Raw genomic sequence first — 23,978 nt, forward strand, 5'->3', positions numbered from 1 at the left:
AGATGTAATTAATTAGCAAAAGCCCGCGGTTCGGCTTTGATCGTTATAAAATCTTCAGTAGAGTTATTGGTATCCGAAAGAACTTTCCTGCCGTTAATGATTTCTTTTGTTTTCCGGATAATGGAGTTGGAAGAGTTCTGTCCTCCGGTTACGGATTTTTGTCCAGCATCAATTTCAGCATTGAACTTTTTAGGATAGTTAGTGTTCGTAATAGCCGATTGCAAGTCTACTGCATCCAGAATATTTGCCACCGGAATTTGTAAATATACTCCTGTTTTCACACGGCCATCCGCAAACGGATAATCATAGCTAGGCCATTTGTCAAATTCACCTAAATTTCCATTTCTGAAAATAAACCAACTCTGCTGTGCAGCGACACTCATTATAAGATCTGTACCACTAAACTTGAAAACGGTCAGATTTGGGACATTCGGATTATCCACATCAGACGCCAGAGGACGTACAGTTCCCAGATAGGGTGCGTAGTGTGCTTCAAAATCTGCATTGCTCAGATCGATTGTCAGACTTGGATCTTTAACAGAAATTTCTTTTCCATCAGTACCTGAATAAGGACTTTTGTGATTGATAGCTGTTGCTGCGATCACGATACTTTCACCGGGATTTATAGGATATTGTTTTCCTGTTCCCGGAATCATCAGCACCGTACGTGCATATACATAATCCTCATTGGCATTGATATTTGCAGGCATACCATATGATTTACTCCAGTCGTATTGTTTACTAACAGGCTGGTATGCATATGTGGTGCTTGCATTCAGTGTCCCCATTGCTTCTCCTATATACAGACTATCTGCATATTGTACTTCAGCCGAGTTGTTATAGATCTCAATAAACTGATCTCTGAAGCTGGCTCCCTGAGTGGTGCTGGATCCGGCATAATAAAGCTGTTTGATAACTAATGGACTATACTGTCCCGCCTGCAAAGAAAGATTCAGACTGGTAGGGTTATTTGGATTGACCGTATAGTCTGTGATCAGACTGCTGAAAGCAATGTCAGATTCCTCTGCTCTCTTCAGTAAGGTATTGAATTCAGCAAAATTGTATAGCTTGGTGGCCTGTACACGGTAATTGTCCGGGGCCAGTTGTGGTATGCTTAAATGACCCTTTTGATCCGTTTTGCCACTGAATATAAGATCTCCTTTTATGCTCATGATCTTCACTTCAGCTCCTGCGGGTGATAATTTTTCGTCATATTCCGTGCTGTAAAACTTTACATCGATCCCGATATCGACGGGATGGTTTTCCGGAATCCAGTCTTTACGACAGGAAACGAGACCCATGGATGCAATTAGCAGATATGTAGTACAAAGAACGATTTTCATAGTGTTAGAGTTTTAGTCTGAGCTGTGCGCCATAGGTCGGTTTGCCATTCGGGATCACCATACTATTGTCTGCACGTTTGAATTGAGGTCTGTAATTAAATACATTGTAAACATTGAATGCCAGTACCAGTCGTTTACTGATTTCTTTAGAGAGATTTAAATGAAAATTGGTATATACTCCCGGCTGATTTTCATTTTTTACCTCTGCTTCCGGCACCAAAAGGTGGCCGTAGTTAAGATTGGTTACATCGAAGTTTTCAATGGTAAAGTAACGTCCGTCTTCTGTGTAATAGCCTACAGGGATACCATCAGAAGCTTCTGTATTTGTTCTTCGCAGCAGATTGAATTCTGCAATAAAGTTGATAAGCAGTTTTGCTTTTGGAATATGTGTACTACTTGTAAATGCAGCGTTGCTCGAAGAAGTGATCCTTTTCATTGCAGGATATACACCTGTTGTAGCATATTCGGTGTTCGTAGTTGTGTTTGTGAACGACCTTCTGTTCTGAATGGGATTGTAACTGGTTTCTACATATCCTCCGCGTACATTAAAAGAAGTCTGTATAGCTTTCCATTTTGGCGTGCTTAGGAGTAATTCTACCCCTCTGCTTTCCGTACGGTTACCGTTGACAAACAGATTTCTGGACAGACTGTAGTTTTTGGTTCCGGAGATGACATAAGGTAAGTCTGCATTCGGATCCGGATTGTTAATATATTGTGCAAGCGTAATGCGCTCTACTTCATTAATTGTTGTAATTCCTCTGTCCGTATTCTTTTTATATACGTTCATGGACATGCTGAACTCTTTTAATTCATACAGCAAAGAAAACTCTAACTGACGGGATGTTGAAGGTTTAAGATTTGCATTGTCAGGAGTATATTTGTCTACGTAAAGCAGATAAAGACTGTTGGCTTCGTCAATACTTCCGTTTGGAGTAAGAGCTGTTTTCTGGAAAAGCGGGATTTCGTAGAAAACAGGTCCCGGGTAAAGCTGGGCAAGGGCCGGAGCCTTTGAGCTTAGTCCTAATGCAGCGCCCAACCGGAGATTTGGTAATATTTCATAGTTCACATTTGTGCGTGGCGAAAAGGTTGTATATCCTTCAAATACATCCATACGTAATCCAGCTCTTACATTTAAATTGCGGTCTGCAATCTTTGCACGGAAGAAATCTTCCGCATAAAGACCGAAATTATTCTGTGCATGAATCCTTGAAAAATCATAATATCGCTCAGAGCGGTTGTCACCATTTGCTGTGGTGGTATTGTTGCGTGGTCTGGTAGGATCAATAATCTGCCCTTTACCATTATTCTTGGAATAGTTGTAGCTGGCCCCGAAATTGATCTGATGCTCAATGGCTCCGGTTTTGATTTGTCCGGTAAGATCCAGCCTTCCGCTAAAATCTATAGGCTTACCTTCGATGTTAGTTACAGCTGTGTATATCCCCGGACCGTAGGTGCCCTGTGTAATTCCGGGTTCTGTTGCATCTGTGTAAATGGTGAAAAGTTCGTTCTTTTCCTGTTCCTGATAGGTGTTTTGATAATTCTGGCTATAACGTAAGTTGAGCCCGATATTGGTAATAAAACTGTTGTCTACACGGTAGTTACTTCTGTTACCAACAGAAAAATTGTACGATCTGAATTTAATAAAGGTGCCTGTAGGGTCATCAGCATCACGTCTGATATTGTCCAGGTTGCGTCCGTAATCCAGTGAAAAGGTATTGGTAAAAGCACGTTCTTTACCAGCAGCGGTGCTCCACATCATATTTGTCCCCAGGCGGTCATAGGATTTTAGCTTATCCCTGTTATCCATAAAGGAGCGGATGAAATTGGCTCCAAAACTAAACGAACCTATTTTTTTTGTACTGAAACCTTTCGATAGACCATATGAAGTTGCATTATCCCGGAGTTGCAGACTGAAATTGAGTGGCGTATTTCCGGCAATTCGGTTAACGATAATAGCGCCATCTGTCATATCTCCGTAGCGTACTGAGGGTACACCGGCAACAATTTCCACACTTTCAATATTATCTGTGGCGATCTGCCGGAGATCTGTACCTCCAAAAGTATAATCACCTGTATATCTTCTCTGGCGGTCCGCACTTCCCGTCAGAGATGAAATAAATCCATTAACGTACGATTCTCCCATTCCGGAGATTCCGGGATTGCGGGTTTGCATATTTGCATTGTTGGAGATGGCAATACCATCCATAATGATGGCAACTCCAAACGAGCTGTTCAATGAAAAAGGATCACGTGTAGAAGCAGAGTTGGTTTGCAGAACAGAACTGCGTAATGTCGCCTGCTGAACCTGCTGAAGGGAAGGAGGTGCTATTTTCTGACCCGGGATAAGATTCAGTAGATCTCCGAGACTTAGTGCTCCGGACTGTTCGATCACTTCCCGATTGATAAACAGGGACGAATTACTTTGCAGATTCTGATTGACCTTTGGATTAATAGCGATCTCTTCCAGTCCCACACTCAGTACAGGTAAGGTAATATGCGGTAAACGGATATCTGAATTGCTCAAAGTTACCTTTTTGTTTTGCGCCTGACGGCCAAGCATGGTAAAACTCAGGTTTATTTCCTGTGCTCTTGAAACAGGATAGGTGAAGGTAAACTGTCCTTCTTTATCCGTAAAAAAGTATTGATTAAACTCTCTCAGATAAACGGAAACGGATGACAGAGGTTCCCCTGTTTCATCCAGTACTTTTCCGCTAAGGCGGGCAATACCTGCACGTTTTACTAGAATATTTCTGCCTGAAATCTGAAAATCAAGAAAAGTCAAATTCTCCAGCTGATTCAGCGTAGCTGTGATAGTTGCGGTGGAACGGATACTAATCTTGCGATTTATATTAACCACATTTACGTCGAACAGAAAGCTGTAATCCGTTTGTTGTTCTATAGCTGAAAAGATTTCTTTCAGAGGCTTATTTTGAAAGTGAAGTTGTATGTTTTGCTGCCCCTGAGCAAAATACATACAGGTCGCGGAACTCAAAAAAAACAAGATTGCAAATGCTTTTTTGAGCCGGTAATGGATAGGTGTGTTCATTTGTTATTTAGAGGTGACGGTTAATAGGCTGTCTGATTGTAGATGGAAATGATAAGCAGTCGTAAAACTTAATTTGTCTAATACATCAGCTAGAGATTCATTGAATATTGTGCCTGTAAACTGCAATTTGACAGAAGGATCCGCTTTTGTCACTATGCCGTATTTACGGGATAATTTGAGTCGCAATTCATCATAAGACGCATGATCAAAGGTTATCAATCCTTTCATCTGATCCCTTTCTGCTACCGGATCAAACTTGTTTACTGCATTCTTGTTCTCTTTTTTGTTGTATGTAAATAATTGACCTGGGCGCAAATCTTGCCTGCCTGTATTGGTAGATACCTGTACTTTGCCTTCGAACAAAGCAACTTTAGTATACGGGTCTTCTTTAAATGCATTTACATTAAAGGATGTTCCGAGTACTTGTACATCCAGATCAGCCGTATGGACAGTAAACGGTTTTTCCGGGTTGTGGCTAACTTCGAAATAAGCATCTCCGTTAAGTTCTACAACCCGGGTATTACCTGTGAATTTCTGTGGATAGATAAAGGTAGATGCAGGGGCAAGACGTACTTTAGTCCCGTCACTCAATGTGATGGTCATAAATTTTTGTGCAGGAACTACTTGTGTAATCATTGCGGTAGACGTAGAGACGTTGTTCTGCTGATTCTTTGTAAAAAAATAGGTTGCAGATGCTATGATCAGCAGACATGCAGCTGCCAGCCAGCGTATAGGTAAAGTTGATTTTTTAAGTTTTGATATTTGTTCTTCGCGCTCAAAAAGATGATCGAATGTTCTGGTTCTTTCTTCTGCTAATTCATGGTCTGATAGCTGATGCGATAAAAGCGTTATCTGTTCCTTTGCATTCTGTATTAGTTGTGACTTATGGGGATTTGCCTGAATAATAGTTGTCCAATAGGCAACATCTGTTGGATTTTGGTGCAGACAATAGCTGACAAATGTAGGATCTGCAATAAAATCTTCTAAAGTATACTCTTCGATATTCATTTATGGGTACTTTCAGGTATAGTGTACAGATTCGGTAGTTTTTACCGGATTTATTTTAATTAAAAATAAGATTTTGTGTAAATGACTATATGTCAGTATTTTGTTTTTTTATCTATAGAAATAGAATAACTATTAAGATGGTGAGCGTATATTTTTTGAGTATTTTTATAGCTTCATAAACCGTATTATATACGGTTCGTGTAGATGACTGATGAAGTTCGGCAATCTCTTCGTACGATTTGTTTTCAAAGAAACGAAGGCTGATGATTTCTGACTGCGTGGGTGTTAGTTTCTCAAGAGCCAGTTGCAATCTGTGATTTCTCTCCTTAAGTTGTTCAAATTCGATATGTTCCTCTTCAGGCGAGTCTGCAAAAGAGGGTAGAGAGGGATCCTGTACATAGAGCTGCTCCTGATGGTGTGCAGTTCTGAGGATAATCCTTTTCAGCCAGGTGAAAAGATAGTATTGCGGATTAGTGACAGCAGGAAGACGGTTGCGGTTGCTCCATAGCTCGCAGAACAATTCATGTAGACATTCTTTTACCAGTTCTCTGTCCGGACGGATATGCATACCATAGCTGAACAAAGCTTTATAAAGCTCATCATAGAGCAATTTAAAACTTTGACTGTCATCCTTCCGTATTCTTTCCCAGTGCTGATGCATACTAATGCTGGCAAATGTACACTCTTATTTATATTGATTCCAAATAACTGATGAAAGAAAATTGTATAAAATAATTTTTACTTTGGTTTATGTGTTTGTTTTTTAACGAGTTGTGTGTTTTTTTTAATGCGTGTTTAAACGGTTATTTTTTATTTTGTGCAGGTTGGGAAGAATCTCTTGTAACCAGTATAGGCGGAAGCACAATCTTTTCAATTTTATTTTTAGGAGATTTCTTATGGACAATTTTTAAAAACAGATTAGCACATTCTTTACCCATATTTACAGCCTGTTGATCTATAGTAGATAAGCTAGGCGTTATAAATTCGGAGAATGTCTGATTTGCAAATCCGATGACTCCCATTTTTGGGGGAGTTACACCCAGTTGAGATAATTCCTTTATTATTCCTAATGCCGTAAAATCATCACCTCCGATTATAGCATCCGGTTTTTGTTTTAGTTGCATCATTTTTCGGGCGCCTTCCATACCGCCTTTGATGGACATCTGATCCAGAATAATAAGTTCTTCAAGGTAAGGTAGGTTATGCTCTTTTAAAGCTTTTTTATAGCCTTCAAAACGAGCTTTGAAAATCTGTATACTGGAATCCGTTGAGATATAACCGATTCTTTTATAGCCATTTTCCAGAAGGTGAGTTGTTGCCATATAGCCGGCTTTTTCATCATCTATGGATACAGAGGGAAGATCTAAGGTATCGTGTACACGGTCAAATAAAATAACAGGCATTCCTTCCTGATGCGCTTTGTCCAGATGAGTGAAATCATAGGTTTCCAGTGAAGGCGAAATAATGATGCCATCTACCTGAGCCTCCAGAAGTGTGCTGATGCCGCTTATTTCTGATTTATAAGATTCATTGGTCTGATACAATAATATGTTATAGCCCTCTTTCTGGAGCGTCTGTTCCAGACTATTGATTACTGCTGAGAAAAATTGAATTTGCGCACTTGGAATAACCACTCCTATAATGTGGGTCTTTCCCGAACTTAAAGAGGAAGCAAGTTTATTGGGACGATAGTTTATTTTCTTTGCGAATTTCCAAACAGCTTCTTTAGTCTCTTTGCTTATTAATGTGCTGTTGTTCAGGGCTCTTGATACAGTAGACGTCGTGATATTAAGCGCCTTGGCTATATCGTATATAGTAGGTTTTTTTTCCACTTTGATTAAACTCTTTTTGTAAATATAAAAAAATATAAATACTTTTATGCAAGCGGTTGCATTAACCAGTTATAAATTATATGTTATTATTAGGAATTGATTTAGGAACCTCCTCAATAAAAGTATCGGTTGTGTCTGCTGATACACAGGAGACATTAGTATCGGTCAGCTATCCGGAGCAGGAAGCGGAGATCATCTCACCACAGGCAGGCTGGGCAGAACAATCTCCCGATGTGTGGTGGGAGTATACCGTTAAGGCTGTACACAAAGCGCACAGCAGTGAAAAATACGATCCCCGTGAAATCAAAGCAATCGGATTATCTTATCAGATGCACGGTCTCATCGTGGTCGATAAAGAGGATAAGGTGTTGCGTAATGCTATTATTTGGTGTGATAGCAGAAGTGTAGCTATCGGAGAACGCGCATGGGAAGATATGGGGAAAGCACAAACGCTGAGACAGCATCTTAACTCACCAGGCAATTTTACAGCTTCCAAACTTGCCTGGATTAAAAATAATGAACCTGATCTTTACAGTCGGATCGCAAAAATACTGCTACCCGGAGATTTTCTGACCATGAAGCTTACCGGAGAAATTAATACAACGGTGAGTGCACTTTCTGAAGGGATATTCTGGAATTTCGAAAAAAATGATGTTTCCACTGCTATACTTGATTACTTTGGATTTGACAGGGAATTGATTCCGGATATAAATCCTGTTTTTAGTCGTCACGGAACGTTAAAACCCGAAATTGCAGAATTGCTTAAGCTTTCATCAGATACGGTTGTTTCCTACAAAGCCGGCGACCAACCCAATAATGCACTTTCTCTCAATGTGCTGAATGCAGGAGAAGTGGCGGCTACAGCCGGTACTTCCGGGGTTATCTACGCGGTCAGTGATGAGCTGATATTTGATCCGCAATCCCGTATCAATACATTTGCCCATGTCAACTACTTACCTGATGATATCCGTACGGGTATTCTGCTTTGTATTAATGGTACCGGAATACAGAACAGCTGGATCAGGAGAATGATAGGAGCGGACATGTCGTATAATGAATTGAATACACTAGGTCAGCAGGCTCCTGCAGGAAGTAAAGGATTAAGAATACTTCCTTTTGGAAATGGTGCTGAACGAATGCTGGGTAATAAGCTCATCCACAGTCATATTCATCATATTGATTTTAATAAACACGGCAAAGCCGAGCTGATACGTGCGAGTCAGGAGGGAATAGCTTTTGCCTTTCGCTACGGACTGGATATCTTACGTGAAAACGGACTTCATCCTTCTGTTATTCGTGCAGGATATGCAAATCTTTTCCTTAGTCCTTTATTCTGTGATTCCTTTGTAAATGTAACGGATACGCCTGTTGAGCTGTTCAATAATGACGGAAGTGTGGGAGCTGCACTGGGAGCGGGAATAGGAGTGGGATATTATACGGAACCTAAGGAAGCTTTTCAGAATATGAAGAAGATCCGGACCATAGAACCTGTGCAGACGGCTGTATATGAGGAGCTTTATCAGGAATGGAAGATGCTGTTGAATAGACTGGTGGGGTTATAGGATTTATAAAGTTTATAGGGTTTATAAAGTTGATAAGGTTTATAGGGGTGATAAATTCACTGAGGCTTTGTTGCTCTCATTAATATCGTATAAAAATAATTATATCTAAATAAAAAAAATATGAACTATATTAAAGGACAAAAAGAATTTTTCGCAGGTATCGGACAGATACAATATGAAGGTCTGGAAAGTGACAATCCGCTTGCATTCCGTTGGTATGATCCTACTCGTATCGTACGTGGAAAGAGCATGGCTGAACACTTAAAATTTGCCTGTGCATACTGGCACTCTTTCAATGGTAACGGAGCCGATCCTTTTGGGGGAGCTACACATGTATTCCCATGGGATCAGAAATCAGACGCTATAGATCGTGCGAAAGATAAGATGGATGCAGCATTTGAATTTATGAGTAAAATGCAACTTCCTTATTACTGCTTTCACGATGTGGATCTGGTGGATTACACGAATGATATCGCTGAAAATGAAAGAAGACTGCAGGCTATTACAGCGTATGCTCTGGATAAGCAACAGGATAGCGGAATCAAACTACTGTGGGGTACAGCTAATCTGTTCAGCCACGAACGCTATATGAATGGGGCTGCTACCAATCCGGACTTTCATGTCCTGGCTCATGGTGCTGCTCAGGTAAAGGCAGCTCTGGATGCTACAATTGCTCTGGGTGGCCAGAATTATGTATTCTGGGGTGGGCGTGAAGGATACATGTCTCTTTTGAATACAGACATGAAGAGAGAGCAGGAGCATCTGGCTAAATTTTTACATCTGGCGAAAGATTACGCCCGCAAAAACGGATTTAAAGGTACCTTCTTTATTGAACCTAAACCTTGTGAACCTACTAAACATCAATATGACTATGACTCCGCTACTGTTATCAGTTTCTTACGTCAGTATAACCTGCTTGATGATTTCAAACTCAATCTTGAGGTCAACCACGCTACGCTTGCCGGGCATACTTTCCAGCACGAATTGCAGGTTGCAGCAGATGCAGGTTTATTAGGTTCTATAGATGCTAACAGAGGAGATGAGCAGAATGGATGGGATACGGATCAGTTTCCGTATAATATCAATGAACTGACAGAGTCTATGCTCATTATTTTAGAAGCTGGCGGATTGCAGGGAGGCGGTGTCAATTTTGATGCGAAGATTCGCAGAAATTCAACAGATAGAGAAGATTTGTTTTTTGCACATATAGGAGGAATGGACCTGTTTGCAAGAGCACTCTTAACCGCGGATAAGATTTTAGAAAAATCTTCTTATCTTCAGCTTCGAAAAGAGCGTTATCAGTCATTTGATACAGGTAAGGGTGCTGAATTTGAAAAAGGAAATCTATCTTTGGAAGATTTACGCGATTTCGCTGCAGCAAACGGAGAGCCTGAAGTGAGGTCAGGTAAGCAGGAGTATCTGGAAAATCTGATTAACAGATATATCTGATATTGCGCTTTTTAAATCTAAACCATTATAAATTTATGAGCAATATACTATCAACAAAAGATTACATTGTATTCTTTATTTATTTTATCATCGTTGCATCGTACGGTCTTTGGGTGTTTTACCGGAAAAGGGCTAAGACGGCAGGTGGAGAATCCAAAGATTATTTCCTGGCGGAGGGTTCATTAACATGGTGGGCAATAGGTGCATCTCTGATTGCTTCTAATATCTCAGCTGAGCAATTTATCGGTATGAGTGGCTCCGGTTTTAAGATGGGGCTTGCCATTGCCACATACGAATGGATGGCTGCGATTACATTGATCGTGGTTGCGGTATTCTTTATTCCGGTCTATCTTAAAAACAAGATATTTACGATGCCGCAGTTTTTGAATCAACGCTACAACAGTACCGTAGCCATGATTATGGCTGTTTTCTGGCTTCTGCTGTATGTTGTCGTAAATCTTACATCTATCCTCTATCTCGGAGCCCTGGCTGTAAGTAGTATATCAGGATTGAGCATCACCTTTTGTATGTATGCCATTGCTGTATTTGCGATTATTATCACATTGGGGGGAATGAAGGTAATCGGCTACACGGATGTTATACAAGTCTTTTTTCTTATTCTGGGTGGTCTGGCCACGACTTATCTGGCCTTAAATCTGGTTTCAGAGCATTATGGTAACGGTCAGGGTATATTACACGGTTATCATATGATGACAACAAAGGCCTCTGAACATTTTCATATGGTGCTGAAACCTGACAATGAGAGTTATCTTGATCTTCCGGGTTTATCGGTATTGATAGGCGGGATGTGGATTGTGAACCTTAACTATTGGGGATGTAATCAGTATATCACGCAGCGGGCTTTAGGAGCCGATCTTAAAACAGCACGTAGCGGAATTCTGTTTGCTGCTTTCCTGAAGTTACTGATGCCGGTAATTGTCGTATTACCGGGAATCGCAGCTTATGTCATGTGGAAAGACGGGTTGTTTCAGAATGAAATGATGCAGGGCGGAGAAGTGAATCCGGACAGAGCATATCCGGTATTGCTTAATTTGCTTCCTTCCGGTTTGAAAGGATTGTCTTTTGCGGCATTAACAGCTGCAGTTGTGGCGTCGCTGGCTGGAAAAGCAAATAGTATTGCCACTATTTTTTCGCTCGATGTATATAAAAAGATATTCGATAAGAATGCTTCCGAGAAAAAACTGATAAGTGTAGGGAAGATAACCATCATTGTCTCTATGATTCTGGCAGTAATTATTGCCCCGCATTTAGGAATTGATAAAAAAGGTGGTTTTCAATATATTCAGGAATACACTGGTTTCGTATCTCCGGGTATATTTGCCATGTTTATTCTGGGATTTTTCTGGAAAAAAACCACATCCAATGCAGCTCTTTTCGCTACAATCGGAGGATTCTTCTTCTCTGTCTTTTTTAAATTCCTGCCAAACTTTGCAGACTTATCTTTCTTAAGTGCATCTAATTTTGCGATACTGAATAAAGCATCCGGTGTATATGAAATACCATTTATAGATCGTATGGGATTCGTTTTTGTGATCTGTATTATTGGAATGTATATCATCAGTAAGATTGAAAATGCAAGAGGAATTGTTCCGAAAGGACTGGAGATTGATACCAAAATGTTTAAAGTTCATTCAGGTTTCCTAGTAGGAGCGCTGATTGTAATTATGGTCACCGCAGCACTCTATACCATCTATTGGTAGATAGCTGAAGATATAAAATAGAAAAGGGAACACAATGGTGTTCCCTTTTTATTAGTTCATCATTATACATTAAAAATGAAATGAAAAAGAACCATTACAGAAGATATATACGGTTATTAACGTTACTCTTTATAGGATTTGCTGCTTCTGTTCATGCGCAGAACACTTACAGATTACAGTATAATCAACCTGCCTCAAACTGGAATGAGGCACTTCCCATTGGAAACGGACGGTTGGGTGCTATGGTTTTCGGACAGCCTGATCAGGAACAGATCCAGCTGAATGAAGAAACAATATGGGCGGGTGAACCCGGGAATAATGTACCTAAAGATGCTTATGATAAGATTCAGGAGATCAGAAAGCTACTCTTTGCCGGGAAATCCAAAGAAGCACAGGAACTTTCCAATGCTACTTTTCCAAGACCTGCACCCTCAGGTATTGACTACGGCATGCCATATCAGCCATTTGGCGATTTGTGGATAAAATTTCCGGACCACAAGCAGTATACTTCGTACAGCAGGGAGCTGGATATTCAGGATGCAATTACCCGGACAAGTTACAAAGTAGGGGCTGTTACCTTTACCAGAGAAGTATTTGCGGCTTTAAAAGATGATGTGGTTATTGTAAAACTTAGTGCTGATGCTAAAAATAGTCTTTCCTTTTCCATAGGATTAAGCAGTCCGCATCAAAACAGTAAAACCGAAATTGAAAACAACCAACTGGCATTAAGTGGCGTTAGTGGCTCTCACGAAGGTAAGACGGGTCGGATTCAATTTAAAGGTATCGTCCGGCCTGTACTCAAAGGGGGAAAATTGATTCAAAAGGATAATCAACTGGAAATAACCAATGCCGATGAAGTTATCCTGTACATTTCGATAGGTACTAATTTTAAAAAATACAACGATATAAGCGGGAATGCAGCTGCAAAGGCACTGGATATCCTGAACAAAGCTGCCGCCAGAAAGTATGAAAAGGCAAAAGCGGATCATATTCAGAAATACCAGCAGTATTTTAACAGAGTGAGCCTTTACCTAGGTGAAAGTCCGCAATCTAAAAAAATGACAGATATCCGCATCCGGGAATTTGCGGGAACTGATGATCCCGAGTTGGTGGCGCTGTATTTTCAATTTGGCCGTTATCTGCTTATCAGTAGTTCGCAACCGGGAGGCCAACCTGCCAACCTGCAAGGAATCTGGAATGACAAGCTCAGTCCGCCGTGGGATAGTAAGTACACGGTTAATATTAATACAGAAATGAATTACTGGCCTGCTGAGGTGACAAATCTGGGCGAATTGCACGAACCTTTGTTTACGATGCTCAAAGACCTGTCTGTGACAGGCCGGGAAAGTGCAAAAAAACTCTATCATGCCAGAGGATGGAATATTCATCACAACACGGATCTTTGGCGTATTACGGGAGTAGTAGACGGTGGTTTTTACGGTATGTGGCCTATGGGCGGCGCGTGGATGAGTCAGCATCTCTGGCAACATTTTCTCTATTCAGGTGACAAATCATTTTTAAAGGAGTATTACCCTGTACTGAAAGGGAAAGCCTTATTCTATCTGGATGTTTTGCAGGAAGAACCTACACATAAATGGCTGGTAGTCGCTCCTTCTATGTCTCCGGAAAACTCTTACCAGCCGGGAGTCGGGATAAGCGCAGGGACTACAATGGACAATCAACTGGTGGCTGATGTTTTTCATCATTTTATTCAGGCTGCTGCAGTTCTGAAGGAAGACGTCGCTTTGAGGGATTCTGTACAATTGGCATTAGACAGGCTTCCTCCTATGCAGATCGGACAGCACAACCAGTTGCAGGAATGGTTGCAGGATCTGGATAAACCTACAGATAAGCACAGACATATTTCTCATCTATACGGTTTGTTTCCTTCCGGTCAGATATCCCCCTTCCGAAATCCGGAATTGCTGGAAGCCGCCAAAAACTCCATGATCTACAGAGGGGATAAATCTACAGGATGGTCTATGGGATGGAAAGTCAACTGGTGGGCCAGACTGCTGGATGGTGATCAGGCGTATAAGCTGATAAAAGATCAGCTCAGCCCTGCTCCAATGGAAGATAGCGGACAATCGGGAGGTACATATCCGAATCTGCTGGATGCACATCCGCCTTTTCAGATTGATGGTAATTTTGGTTGTACTTCGGGTATTGCCGAGATGCTGCTTCAGTCTTACGATGGTAATATTTACCTTCTTCCGGCTTTGCCCCGAGCTCTTGCAAATGGGAAGGTAACCGGATTGAAAGCCCGTGGAGGATTTGAAGTGGATATGGAATGGAAGGACAGCAAAATTCAAAAGCTGGTGGTGAAATCGACTTTGGGCGGTAATTGCCGGCTAAGATTAAATAGTGATACTCATCTCTCCGGGAATGCTAAGCTTATTCCTGCAAAAGGTGAAAATACCAATTCTTACTATTTTGTTAATGAAATCAAATCACCTTTAAAGTCGGAGAAAGCAACTCTTAAAGGGATACAGGTGCCATCTACAACACTTCTGGATTTTGATACTAAAGCGAATGGAATATACACGTTTGTAACTGAATAGTCTGAAGGATAATAAAGATTACTATACGATAATAACCCTGATCCGGCAAATCATACCCGGATCAGGGTTTTCTTTTTTATTTTACAGCATGTTGTTCCGGATTCAGACAACATAAGCACAATCAGGTTCAATTATTCTAAAGCGGATAAGCGGTTTCGCTTTTAGTTTCTGAAAGCACAAAGTAGGTTTGAACGGTGCTGACATGTGGCAGAACCGAAAGTTTATGTCTTAAGAACTGATGATAAGCGTCCATGTCCCGTGTCGCTATCCGAAGCATAAAGTCATAAGAACCTGCCATCTGATAACACTCCATCACTTCCGGAAATTTGACAACTTCCCGCTCAAACTCATTGAGTACATCTGCAGTATGTGCCTTCAGAAAAACCTGTGAAAAAGAAATTAATCCCATCCCGATCCGATGTCTGTCAAGAATCGCTACGGTTCGCTTTATATAGCCCTGTGCTTTTAATTTTTTGACACGTTCGTGTATGGCCGGAATGGATTTATGAAGCCGGAAGGCTAATTCCTTATTACTCAGTGTGCTGTCCTTCTGAAGGATGCGAAGAAGCTTTAGGTCGGTATCATCAAGAGCTGACATCTTTTCTTTTTATTGATTTGACACCAATATATGTATAGTTTCTGAATAAAAAACTATTTTATTTAAATATTCCTTAAATTTTATCGTTTTTTATACTATCTATTGAATAATATATTGTTTAACCTCAATTTTGCTTATGTTTTAGAAATCAGCTGATGCTGATATAAATTATGATTTTTCGATCCTTAATAATCAAAAAGGTTGGTCTGTAAAATAAAATTAAACAATACAAAGCAAATGAAGTTAAAATCAATAAGTGAATGTCTTTCACCTGAACTGGATAGTAGATTTACACATTTATGGCACCTGGTAGGTAACACACCTATGCTGGAATTGCATTACACCTATAAAGGAAAAGAGGACAAGATTTATGTAAAGTGCGAAAATTACAACCTGACAGGTAGTATTAAAGATCGTATGGCTTTGTATATTCTTTATAAGGCCTATATGAATTGTCAGATTCGTCCGGATGATGTGATTGTAGAAGCAACAAGTGGGAATACAGGTATTGCATTTTCAGCCATTGGAAAGGCACTGGGACATCAGGTCAAAATCATTATGCCTAATTGGTTAAGTAAGGAACGTATTGATATTATAAAGAGTATGGGTGCGGATATTCAGCTTGTGAGTAAGGAGGAAGGAGGTTTTCTGGGTAGTATACGTATCAGTGAGGAACTGGCTGCGGGCGGAGGGGTATTTCTTCCGAGACAATTCGAAAACCAGTTTAATGCAGAAGCGCATGAACTGACAACAGGAAAGGAAATTGCTTTGCAACTCTCATCACTCGGACTGGTGGCAGATGCTTTTGTTGCAGGTGTTGGTACGGGTGGTACGGTGATGGGAGTAGGGAATTACCTGCGCGTACAGAATCCCAATGTGCGCATACATCCTTTAGAACCCGCTGAAAGTCCTACTTTGTCTACAGGCCATAAAGTTGGATCACACCGCATTCAGGGAATTTCAGATGAATTTATTCCGGCTATTGTTAAGCTTAATCATCTAGACCATGTTATTAATGCCTGTGACGGAGATGCAATTATAATGGCTCAGAAGTTGGCTCGGGAACTTGGACTTGCCGTTGGTATCTCTTCCGGAGCCAACGTAATCGGCGCAATCAAACTGAAAGAAGAAATGGGACAGGCTGCTACGGTAGTTACACTATTGTGTGATGATAACAAGAAATACCTGAGTACTGATCTGGTACGTGAGGAACCTGTTAAAGAAGGATATCTCTCTACTGACCTTAGCTTTACCGGATTTCATCCGGTATGCCGTTTAGAAAAACCTCTATTTGGTAACAGGGTAAAAGAATACAATATGTAATGTTTATTAAAGGATTCAACTCAGGGTGACATTGTCATCCTGAGCGAATCTGATGAATAGACCAACTGATATAATCAACCTAAATTATTAACTTAATTACATCACAAATGAAAAATATTTTTAAATGGACCATGTGGATCATGCTTTTGGTACCTGTGGCTTCACTTGCACAGGAACTGGATTCTGTATCACTGGAGGGGCTGGAATTTGTGGAAATGGAATCGACAATTGATACTACTTCTGTAGCAGCTTCCGACACGACTAAATCCAAAGATACGTTACCTTTATCTCAGACTCCAGAGGCTGGAGACTCATTGTGGAGTATATTTATCGCCGGACTGATCGGAGGTTTTACGGCATTCCTGATGCCCTGCATTTTTCCGATGGTTCCACTCACGGTTAGTTTCTTTACCAAAAAGTCGGGAAGCAGAGCGAAGGGAATCGCACAGGCACTACTTTATGGACTTTTTATCATTATCATTTATGTAGCATTAGGAATGATAGTGTCCATCGTGTTTGGTTCGGATGCACTGAATGCTCTTTCCACAAACGGAATATTTAATTTCTTCTTTTTCCTTATGCTGGTTGTCTTTGCAGCATCTTTCCTGGGTGCATTTGAAATAACATTACCCAGTTCATTTGTCAATAAAATTGATGCTAAATCAGATAAAGGTGGATTAGTAGGTCTATTCTTTATGGCATTCAGTCTGGCTGTAGTTTCCTTCTCCTGTACCGGACCTATCATCGGGACATTACTGGTAGACGCAGCGTCTAAAGGAGACCGTATTGGCCCGGCTATAGGTATGTTGGGTTTTTCAGTTGCTCTGGCTATTCCGTTTGCACTCTTTGCCATGTTTCCGTCCCTGTTAAAATCAATGCCTAAGTCAGGTGGCTGGCTCAACAGTGTCAAGGTGGTATTGGGATTTTTGGAACTGGCTTTTGCGCTGAAATTTTTATCAAATGTGGACCTGGCTTATCACTGGAACTGGCTTGACAGAGAAGTATTCCTGTCCTTGTGGATTGTGATCTTCGGACTCATGGGATTATATCTGATCGGAAAGATTAAATTTTCACATGACAGTGATCTCCGCTTTCTTTCCGTTCCCAGAACGCTGATTGCCGTTATCGTATTTTCTTTTGTGATGTATATGGTTCCTGGATTATGGGGTGCTCCTCTGAAGTCGATCTCGGCATTTCTGCCCCCTTCTGCCACCCAGGATTTTGATCTGACAACAGGTATTTCTTCCGGTACCTCTGCTGCGGCACATGACGGCAAAGTCAAGAAATATGCAGAGATCTTTCATGAAAGAGGTACACCAAAAGGTTTTGATCCCTACTACGACTATACACAGGCATTAGAAACAGCAAAAGAGATTAATAAACCTGTACTAATTGATTTTACAGGTTGGAACTGTGTCAATTGCAGGAAAATGGAAGCAAACGTGTGGACGGATCTGCGTGTTGCAAAGTTGCTTAAAGAAGAATTTGTAATGGCAGAACTTTTTGTGGACGATAAAACAGAACTGGCTGCAGAAGAACAATATGTTTCTAAATTTAGTGGTAAATCCATCAAAACGATTGGTGGGAAAAACAGCGATTTTCAGGCATCCACATTTAATAGTAATTCACAACCCTTGTATGTTATCGTCGATCCGAATGGAAAGGTATTGATACCTCCGACCGGAGCGGACTATAACATAGATAACTATATCAAATTCCTGCAGGCTGGACTGGATCAGTTTAATAAGTAGTCGAAAAAATAATCCGCTCAAGCTATATCAGCTTGAGCGGATTATTTCTGCTAAAGAATTTAAGCAAATCTTATTAATTTCTTATAGGAGCTGTACCGAGAGTTAGGTCGATTTCAGGTGAAATCATCATTGAAGGTAATCCTGATTGTCTGATATATGTAGCCAGTTCGTAAGGAGAAGAAATGGTATTTGGTAAATAGATATCTAATTGTTCAAATATGTCTTTTGTTAAATGTGCACTGTTATAATTATCAATTGAAAATTGATGAGGAGTTCCGTTATTATATAATGTGTGGATAACACTGTTCAGTATAAGTTTCGGTAATGTAAACTTCACTTTTAAGACATACAGCATTTCGCTGTTGTCAAAATATACGGAAGGAACAGACTGATGTGTATAAATCGGTATATTGGCCGGATAAAAACCAACTGTTCTGCTTTTACCATTACTCTCAAAACCAAAAAAACACGCCCCGTTCATTCTGTTAGCTCCGTCACTCAGCAGGATGTATACTGTAAAGTTTGTAGAACTATATTGATTAAATACACTCAGTTCGCTCTCCAAACTGGAGATGGAATTGACACCGAATACATTAAGAATTAATACTGGCTCAGATTCATATGGATCGTAAACTCCTCTCTGTACCACGGGGTATGAATTATTCTGTTTACAGAAAAGTTTTTCATGATATAATTTAATGGTTTCTTTATTTTTAAGGTTCATTAAATAGGAGTTTCCCGGACATTTAAAATTTGCTACATACCAATAGGACGTTTGCCAAACACTGACACAGCCCTGATCATCTAAACCATACATTATTTTACGCTCTGTATTTCTACATGATACGTTTATTTCTTCAGGAGGATAAGTGGCCTTTGCAGCGTTAAGCGGCAGAGTTTCTTTTTCAGTGATATTACTGTCTTCTTTACAGGATACTGTTACAAGGATTAACACAAAGGATAATACATAATAGATTGCATACAAAACAAAATGATTTTTCATAATATTTAAGTTTTAATAAATTGATTCTTATGAAAGAACATTTTGAAAGAGAAATTGTTTTCTTGCGGAAAGAATATATCAAGATGTGTTAATACATGATTTGAAACAAAAGCTGGCTGACAATATTTATGAAATTATCAGCCAGCTTTTCATTAGCAACTATTGTAAATTAAAGTAATAAATACTTTTTCATTTTAATCCCTATCAATTTTTATAAAGGTCCATCACCTCCAGTTCCTTGTCTCATAGGAATAATTCCACCTTCTTTATTTACAGTAACACCTGCTGGAGGATTCCAAGTTCTTATTGATTGTGCTAAATTATGAGCGAAATCTCCACCAGTAGCGATGACTGGTAGTTGAAGTCCTATTTTACTAACCGCTTCTTTGAAAAGATGGTATCCTTCAAATGAGCCATAACTATAGGAATGATTTACCCAAGGAGTTTGTCTGTTGGTTAGATAATTTAAAAATGGTCCTAAAAAAGATGCTGTTTTTGAAATACTATAAGTGTATGCAAGTCCACCAGTATTTGTAAATACCCCTGGATAGTTTGTGTATTTCATAACAGAGTTGGTATTAGGATAGAATGCCACAGCCCTGTTATAACCTGAGCTCTCAATACCTAATGATATCACTCCCCCATATGGTCCATATTCTAATACATATAAAGTAATTGTTGATCCACCCATTTCCGGTGTCCCTGCCACCTCATCAATCATACTGGTTGTTGCGGTTCCATACTTCATTAAGGGAATCAGATAACTTGGAGTTCCAGTATCGGGATTTACTTGTACAGGAGTAGTTGTAGGATACTTAAAACTGTTAGCTTTTATTATAGAGTCAATACGTTTTGCTCTTTTAATATCTAATTTATTAAGCTCCAGTTCCACATGATTTTGGGGACAGGCGTAGGATACAGACCACTGCCATAAGTCATATGTTTCAAGGCATCCTTTAAATGTTGAATTTGCAGCCTTTTTACTTATTACCAGTTCTTCACTTTCACTTAAGCCAGCAAAAGGATCATTTGATTTTTGACAAGCCACTGTGAAAGCAATAATTGCAAAAACAACAAAAGTAAATGTACAACTTAAAAGATAGTTTTTTCTTTTCATAATTTTTAAAAATTAAGGTTTGCTAATTCTTAAAAATATTATTATTTAATTTTATTAACAAACCTTTCTGCTTCTTTCTTTATATCATTTACTTCTGTTGACGGAACCTTTATTGGCATTCTCAATATTTCTCTGGCAATGATACCGGCTTGTAAATGATTATTCATTTCTAGATAAAGTTTATACAAGTGATATTTTGGTAAAAATCTATTAGGAACCATATTCGAAGCTTCTAAAAAAATTACCTTAGCTTCTTCATAATTCTTTAAAGCTTGATATGATCTGCCTAAATAAAGCATTCCATCTAAAGTAATAATTTTGTCCTTTAAGTTTTTGAAGATTTCAAGGCAATCTTTATAATTACGACTTTCAAAAAGCTCGACCCCATAATTGTAAATGAACGCTGGTCTGTGACCTAATTGAATATTAATATCTTTATAAACTTTTAAAGATATTTCAGGGTATGATTCAACATGCTTTATAGCTTTTTCCCATTGTTTAGTCGCCGTATACTGTTCCAAGTTATAATAAAATAAAGAGCAACATATAGCAAACATAAAAATTCTAACTATACCAGCAGTTTTTGAATTCAGTGATATGTGCACTTTAAATTTGTTTTTTATTGTTGATATGTAGGTTACACATAAGAGAATTACTAATAGTATTCCTGTAGATTGAAATGTAAAATAAAAAACAGCTGATAACAATATTAAAAAAAGGGTTAGGAAATATGAATAATCCTGTTTTTTATTATTTTTTGAAAAAGAGTATAGAGCATAAATAGCAAGTGTTATTAATGTAAAGCCTAACAAACCAAATTCTATAAGTATCCTTAGGTACTCATTAAAAGGGGATGTAACTCCTTCGGCTATGCTTTTATAAAGATTTGAATAATTATGGTTTTTAAAGTAAATAGCTTGCTGAGTTAAATAATGCTTTTCAAAGCCACCAGACCCCCATCCCATAATAGGTTTTTGTATGAACATGTCCAACCCATTTTTCCAGATAAATAGTCTACCCGTTGCAGATGGTAATTTTATATAAATTAATGCTGAACAAATCGTTATCAGCAATATAATCGTTAGAAAAAGCAGTGTATTTTTAAATTTATTATGAGTAAAAAATCTTTTGATGAAATCATAATAAATTATAATCAAGCACAAAGTATATAACATAATGCCTGTGCGGGATTGACTTAATACTAACAATATCAATATGAGCGAAAGTAAAAAGTAGGTTCGAGCCCTAAATAGGATATTTTTATCTGTTTTTTTAGTATTATAAAGCCTTATCGGAATAAATGAGGCTAAATAAATTGAATATATGCCTGAATGGCCAAAGCCTCCTTTAATCCCTAATGAAATATCAGAATCGTAATAGTAGCAATAGGCACATTGGACTATGGCAACAAGGAGATTTAAATCAAAAATAGCAATGAAAACTTGCGATACAGAATAGTAATCCCTGCTTATCATATATTTTAAAGGAAAATAGAGTAGTAAAATGAAACTTAATGATAATGTGGAATCATTAATGCTAATTCTATAATCTTTAATATTCGTAATTGAACTTATATTTATAAGTAGGAATAAAACGAGTATTGCTATATCTATTGAATTCAGTTTTTGTGCTTTCTTAAATTGTAAAAGAATAAGTGGAACTGAAAATATTAAGGAAGCAAAAAAAAATAAATATACATAAGATTGAGCCTTCCAATGACTTATTAGAGGGTTAAATGCAAATGCAAAGATTAATACAATACATAGAAATATCTGACCTAAAAGATTTCCATTCTTTTCTATTTTCATATCTACTTAATATTATATCAACCAAAATTTATAAAAATATTTAATAAACTTTTGGGGTTAGCTTATTCCAATAAAATTTCTTCATCACCGGATTGATAAGGAGCATAAATAAGCAGGAATGTAAGCATTTCATCGGTGGATGTCATGTTGCCTGTAGAGTATACATATTTTGGTGGTGAATTCGGATTTTGTGGATTGTTGGCTGTGTTATCAAACGTACCAATGATATTAATTGTAGAGCCAGCAGGTACTTTAACCAATTTTTTCATTCTATACATTTCCTGCCATTCAAAATTCCATTTAGGAATATGTATAAGTGGTATGGTGTCATTGTGTAAAGTAACAGCAAAAGCTTTAAAATCTTTCCCCAGATAATGCATGTGTGGCCATACATATAATAAGGATTGATCTTCAGGTGTTCTGATTTTTAATGAAAAGGTAGATTCCTGATCAGGTGGGATTACAAAACGAGGATAAATGTCTTTTTCACCAATTCCTCCGGAACCCAGACTTATGATACGAACGGGTCTTTTAGCAGGTGTTTTCTTAAAATACAGATTAACACCAATTGTTGATTGCTCATCAGCAGCAGTAGCAGAATAATGGACTGTAAAAATTACAACTCCTCTTTTGGGGAGGGTCCATCCAAAATCCTTAGGATAGTATTCAACAGAGGCACCGGGTATCCATCCTGTATAAAATACAGGTCTGTTTTGAAAGGGCTCATATTGCATAAGCTTTTTCATGTCCGTTTCTTCTGCATTATCAATATAGGAATCCCCCTGATACAGATCTACGGACATATCTGGAACTGAGCTGAACATATAGTTGACGTGATGAACTACTTTTTTATTATCGCTGTAGAATTCTACTCCTTCAATATTTTTGTCTTCCAGTAATTCAAATGGAACTTTAAAAAGGACAAATCTTTCTTTGTTATTACCTTTGACAACAAAAGGTTTGCTTATTTTTAGCGTCAGGTCAGGTTTTCTATCAATGGGAGAAGTTGTTTTTGATAGCGTATTTTGTTGTTTCTTATTTCCTTGTGGGGCTCCTTTGTCAATCCATTTGATTATTTTATCTTTTTCCTCTCCGGATAACTGTCTGTTATTCGCAAAATCCTGATAATGTGAATCCGGCATCCATGGAGGCATGTAATTAGATTGAATAACTTCTTTGATCATGCGGGTTCTCTTTTTGACATCCTGATAAGTTTCAAGAGAGAACGGGGCTTCACTATCGGTGGATTTGTGGCAGGAAGCACATTTAGTTATTAAAATTTGTCTGACATCCTGATAAGTCTGAGCGCTTATATTTTGTACAGAGAGTAAAGCTAAGAGGAAAAGGCTTAAAAAGTAGGGAAATTTTAGTTTCATTGTTCGATGTAGCATCCAATAGGTTTTATATAGTCAGATTGAATATTTTTATTGTTCAATAAGCTTTCTATAGCATTTTCCAGATAGTTGATGGTGGGCTGTTGTTTAGTTTTTCCAAGTTTGACTGCCCAGTCGTCTATAGCTCCGTGGTACATGATTTTTCCTGATTTGTCAAGGAGAAACACCTCCGGAGTGACTGTTGCCTTTAGGTGCGAGGTAAGGCTGAACTTTTCATCCTTTATCAACATATAGTTGATATTGTATTTTTTTTTGAAGTTTTTATATTCTTCAACATGCTGCTCCCTTCCGGGAAATACACCGACAAAATTAATTTTGTCGGTGTATTTATTGTAAATATTGGATATTGTTAACGTATATTTTTGGCTTAGCGGGCAATCCGTTGAATAAAATATAAAGACATGTGGTTTATCGCTGAGATTTAAAAAGTCATAATCCTTACCTTGTAATGTCTTCACAGAA

17 protein-coding genes are annotated in these 23,978 nt (G+C 38.7%); 6 read left to right on the plus strand and 11 right to left on the minus strand.

Features of this window, described 5'->3' with window-relative positions:
• Positions 1 to 8: 8 nt before the first annotated feature.
• From I6J02_RS10085 to I6J02_RS10105, 5 genes are all read right to left on the minus strand, one after another.
• Positions 9 to 1,343, minus strand: a complete 1,335-nt coding sequence (locus tag I6J02_RS10085; RefSeq protein WP_201681545.1) for a DUF4876 domain-containing protein — start codon at positions 1,341 to 1,343, stop codon at positions 9 to 11.
• Between the two features lie 4 nt (positions 1,344 to 1,347).
• Positions 1,348 to 4,389 (minus strand): TonB-dependent receptor domain-containing protein, encoded by a 3,042-nt coding sequence (locus tag I6J02_RS10090; RefSeq protein WP_201681546.1) that lies wholly within the window; start codon positions 4,387 to 4,389, stop codon positions 1,348 to 1,350.
• A gap of 3 nt (positions 4,390 to 4,392) precedes the next feature.
• Positions 4,393 to 5,397 carry a FecR family protein gene (locus I6J02_RS10095; protein ID WP_201681547.1) on the minus strand — a complete coding sequence of 335 codons (1,005 nt, stop codon included), beginning with the start codon at positions 5,395 to 5,397 and terminating at the stop codon, positions 4,393 to 4,395.
• A gap of 112 nt (positions 5,398 to 5,509) precedes the next feature.
• Entirely contained in the window at positions 5,510 to 6,058 is a 549-nt protein-coding gene (locus I6J02_RS10100; RefSeq protein ID WP_201681548.1) for an RNA polymerase sigma factor, read from the minus strand.
• Positions 6,059 to 6,200: 142 nt separating this feature from the next.
• Positions 6,201 to 7,229: a LacI family DNA-binding transcriptional regulator gene (locus tag I6J02_RS10105; RefSeq protein ID WP_236582396.1), complete on the minus strand. Its 1,029-nt coding sequence runs from the start codon at positions 7,227 to 7,229 to the stop codon at positions 6,201 to 6,203.
• An 80-nt stretch (positions 7,230 to 7,309) separates the two neighbouring features.
• On the opposite strand from I6J02_RS10105, the gene I6J02_RS10110 reads away from it, so the two are divergent.
• The 4 genes from I6J02_RS10110 (at position 7,310) to I6J02_RS10125 (ending at position 14,522) form a co-directional block, all read left to right on the plus strand.
• Positions 7,310 to 8,791, plus strand: coding sequence for a xylulokinase (locus I6J02_RS10110; protein WP_201681549.1), 1,482 nt, complete (start codon positions 7,310 to 7,312; stop codon positions 8,789 to 8,791).
• Between the two features lie 120 nt (positions 8,792 to 8,911).
• On the plus strand, positions 8,912 to 10,240 hold the full coding sequence (xylA, locus tag I6J02_RS10115) for a xylose isomerase (RefSeq protein WP_201681550.1): 1,329 nt from the start codon (positions 8,912 to 8,914) through the stop codon (positions 10,238 to 10,240).
• 35 nt (positions 10,241 to 10,275) lie between these two features.
• On the plus strand, positions 10,276 to 11,961 hold the full coding sequence (locus I6J02_RS10120) for a sodium/sugar symporter (RefSeq protein ID WP_201681551.1): 1,686 nt from the start codon (positions 10,276 to 10,278) through the stop codon (positions 11,959 to 11,961).
• An 80-nt stretch (positions 11,962 to 12,041) separates the two neighbouring features.
• Positions 12,042 to 14,522, plus strand: coding sequence for a glycosyl hydrolase family 95 catalytic domain-containing protein (locus I6J02_RS10125; RefSeq protein WP_201681552.1), 2,481 nt, complete (start codon positions 12,042 to 12,044; stop codon positions 14,520 to 14,522).
• 136 nt (positions 14,523 to 14,658) lie between these two features.
• Here the strand turns inward: I6J02_RS10125 and I6J02_RS10130 are convergent, their stop codons facing one another.
• Positions 14,659 to 15,120, minus strand: coding sequence for an Lrp/AsnC family transcriptional regulator (locus tag I6J02_RS10130; protein ID WP_201681553.1), 462 nt, complete (start codon positions 15,118 to 15,120; stop codon positions 14,659 to 14,661).
• 237 nt (positions 15,121 to 15,357) lie between these two features.
• Between I6J02_RS10130 and I6J02_RS10135 the strand changes: the two genes are divergently transcribed.
• Together I6J02_RS10135 and I6J02_RS10140 are read left to right on the plus strand one after the other, a co-directional pair.
• On the plus strand, positions 15,358 to 16,443 hold the full coding sequence (locus I6J02_RS10135) for a PLP-dependent cysteine synthase family protein (protein ID WP_201681554.1): 1,086 nt from the start codon (positions 15,358 to 15,360) through the stop codon (positions 16,441 to 16,443).
• Positions 16,444 to 16,550: 107 nt separating this feature from the next.
• Entirely contained in the window at positions 16,551 to 18,194 is a 1,644-nt protein-coding gene (locus I6J02_RS10140) for a protein-disulfide reductase DsbD family protein (RefSeq protein ID WP_201681555.1), read from the plus strand.
• 73 nt (positions 18,195 to 18,267) lie between these two features.
• On the opposite strand, the gene I6J02_RS10145 is transcribed toward I6J02_RS10140, so the two are convergent.
• The 5 genes from I6J02_RS10145 to I6J02_RS10165 all read right to left on the minus strand — a co-directional run bounded on the left by I6J02_RS10145 (position 18,268) and on the right by I6J02_RS10165 (position 23,974).
• Positions 18,268 to 19,197: a hypothetical protein gene (locus I6J02_RS10145; protein ID WP_201681556.1), complete on the minus strand. Its 930-nt coding sequence runs from the start codon at positions 19,195 to 19,197 to the stop codon at positions 18,268 to 18,270.
• Positions 19,198 to 19,408: 211 nt separating this feature from the next.
• Positions 19,409 to 20,314 (minus strand): hypothetical protein, encoded by a 906-nt coding sequence (locus I6J02_RS10150; protein WP_201681557.1) that lies wholly within the window; start codon positions 20,312 to 20,314, stop codon positions 19,409 to 19,411.
• A 41-nt stretch (positions 20,315 to 20,355) separates the two neighbouring features.
• Positions 20,356 to 22,122, minus strand: coding sequence for an O-antigen ligase family protein (locus I6J02_RS10155; protein WP_201681558.1), 1,767 nt, complete (start codon positions 22,120 to 22,122; stop codon positions 20,356 to 20,358).
• A gap of 62 nt (positions 22,123 to 22,184) precedes the next feature.
• Entirely contained in the window at positions 22,185 to 23,498 is a 1,314-nt protein-coding gene (locus I6J02_RS10160; protein ID WP_201681559.1) for a cytochrome c, read from the minus strand.
• Positions 23,495 to 23,974 carry a redoxin domain-containing protein gene (locus I6J02_RS10165; RefSeq protein WP_236582397.1) on the minus strand — a complete coding sequence of 160 codons (480 nt, stop codon included), beginning with the start codon at positions 23,972 to 23,974 and terminating at the stop codon, positions 23,495 to 23,497. The genes I6J02_RS10160 and I6J02_RS10165 overlap by 4 nt, the downstream gene beginning before the upstream one ends.
• Positions 23,975 to 23,978: the final 4 nt, after the last annotated feature.

Source organism: Sphingobacterium spiritivorum (assembly GCF_016725325.1).
Classification (GTDB): Bacteria; Bacteroidota; Bacteroidia; order Sphingobacteriales; family Sphingobacteriaceae; genus Sphingobacterium.

Excerpts from the sequence above, each read along its gene's own strand:
- xylA (WP_201681550.1), top strand. The coding sequence starts at position 8,912 with ATGAACTATATTAAAGGACAAAAAGAATTTTTCGCAGGTATCGGACAG.
- I6J02_RS10160 (WP_201681559.1), bottom strand. The coding sequence starts at position 23,498 with ATGAAACTAAAATTTCCCTACTTTTTAAGCCTTTTCCTCTTAGCTTTA.
- I6J02_RS10095 (WP_201681547.1), bottom strand. The coding sequence starts at position 5,397 with ATGAATATCGAAGAGTATACTTTAGAAGATTTTATTGCAGATCCTACA.
- I6J02_RS10140 (WP_201681555.1), top strand. The coding sequence starts at position 16,551 with ATGAAAAATATTTTTAAATGGACCATGTGGATCATGCTTTTGGTACCT.
- I6J02_RS10120 (WP_201681551.1), top strand. The coding sequence starts at position 10,276 with ATGAGCAATATACTATCAACAAAAGATTACATTGTATTCTTTATTTAT.
- I6J02_RS10145 (WP_201681556.1), bottom strand. The coding sequence starts at position 19,197 with ATGAAAAATCATTTTGTTTTGTATGCAATCTATTATGTATTATCCTTT.
- I6J02_RS10130 (WP_201681553.1), bottom strand. The coding sequence starts at position 15,120 with ATGTCAGCTCTTGATGATACCGACCTAAAGCTTCTTCGCATCCTTCAG.
- I6J02_RS10085 (WP_201681545.1), bottom strand. The coding sequence starts at position 1,343 with ATGAAAATCGTTCTTTGTACTACATATCTGCTAATTGCATCCATGGGT.
- I6J02_RS10155 (WP_201681558.1), bottom strand. The coding sequence starts at position 22,122 with ATGAAAATAGAAAAGAATGGAAATCTTTTAGGTCAGATATTTCTATGT.
- I6J02_RS10100 (WP_201681548.1), bottom strand. The coding sequence starts at position 6,058 with ATGCATCAGCACTGGGAAAGAATACGGAAGGATGACAGTCAAAGTTTT.
- I6J02_RS10090 (WP_201681546.1), bottom strand. The coding sequence starts at position 4,389 with ATGAACACACCTATCCATTACCGGCTCAAAAAAGCATTTGCAATCTTG.
- I6J02_RS10150 (WP_201681557.1), bottom strand. The coding sequence starts at position 20,314 with ATGAAAAGAAAAAACTATCTTTTAAGTTGTACATTTACTTTTGTTGTT.
- I6J02_RS10110 (WP_201681549.1), top strand. The coding sequence starts at position 7,310 with ATGTTATTATTAGGAATTGATTTAGGAACCTCCTCAATAAAAGTATCG.
- I6J02_RS10125 (WP_201681552.1), top strand. The coding sequence starts at position 12,042 with ATGAAAAAGAACCATTACAGAAGATATATACGGTTATTAACGTTACTC.
- I6J02_RS10135 (WP_201681554.1), top strand. The coding sequence starts at position 15,358 with ATGAAGTTAAAATCAATAAGTGAATGTCTTTCACCTGAACTGGATAGT.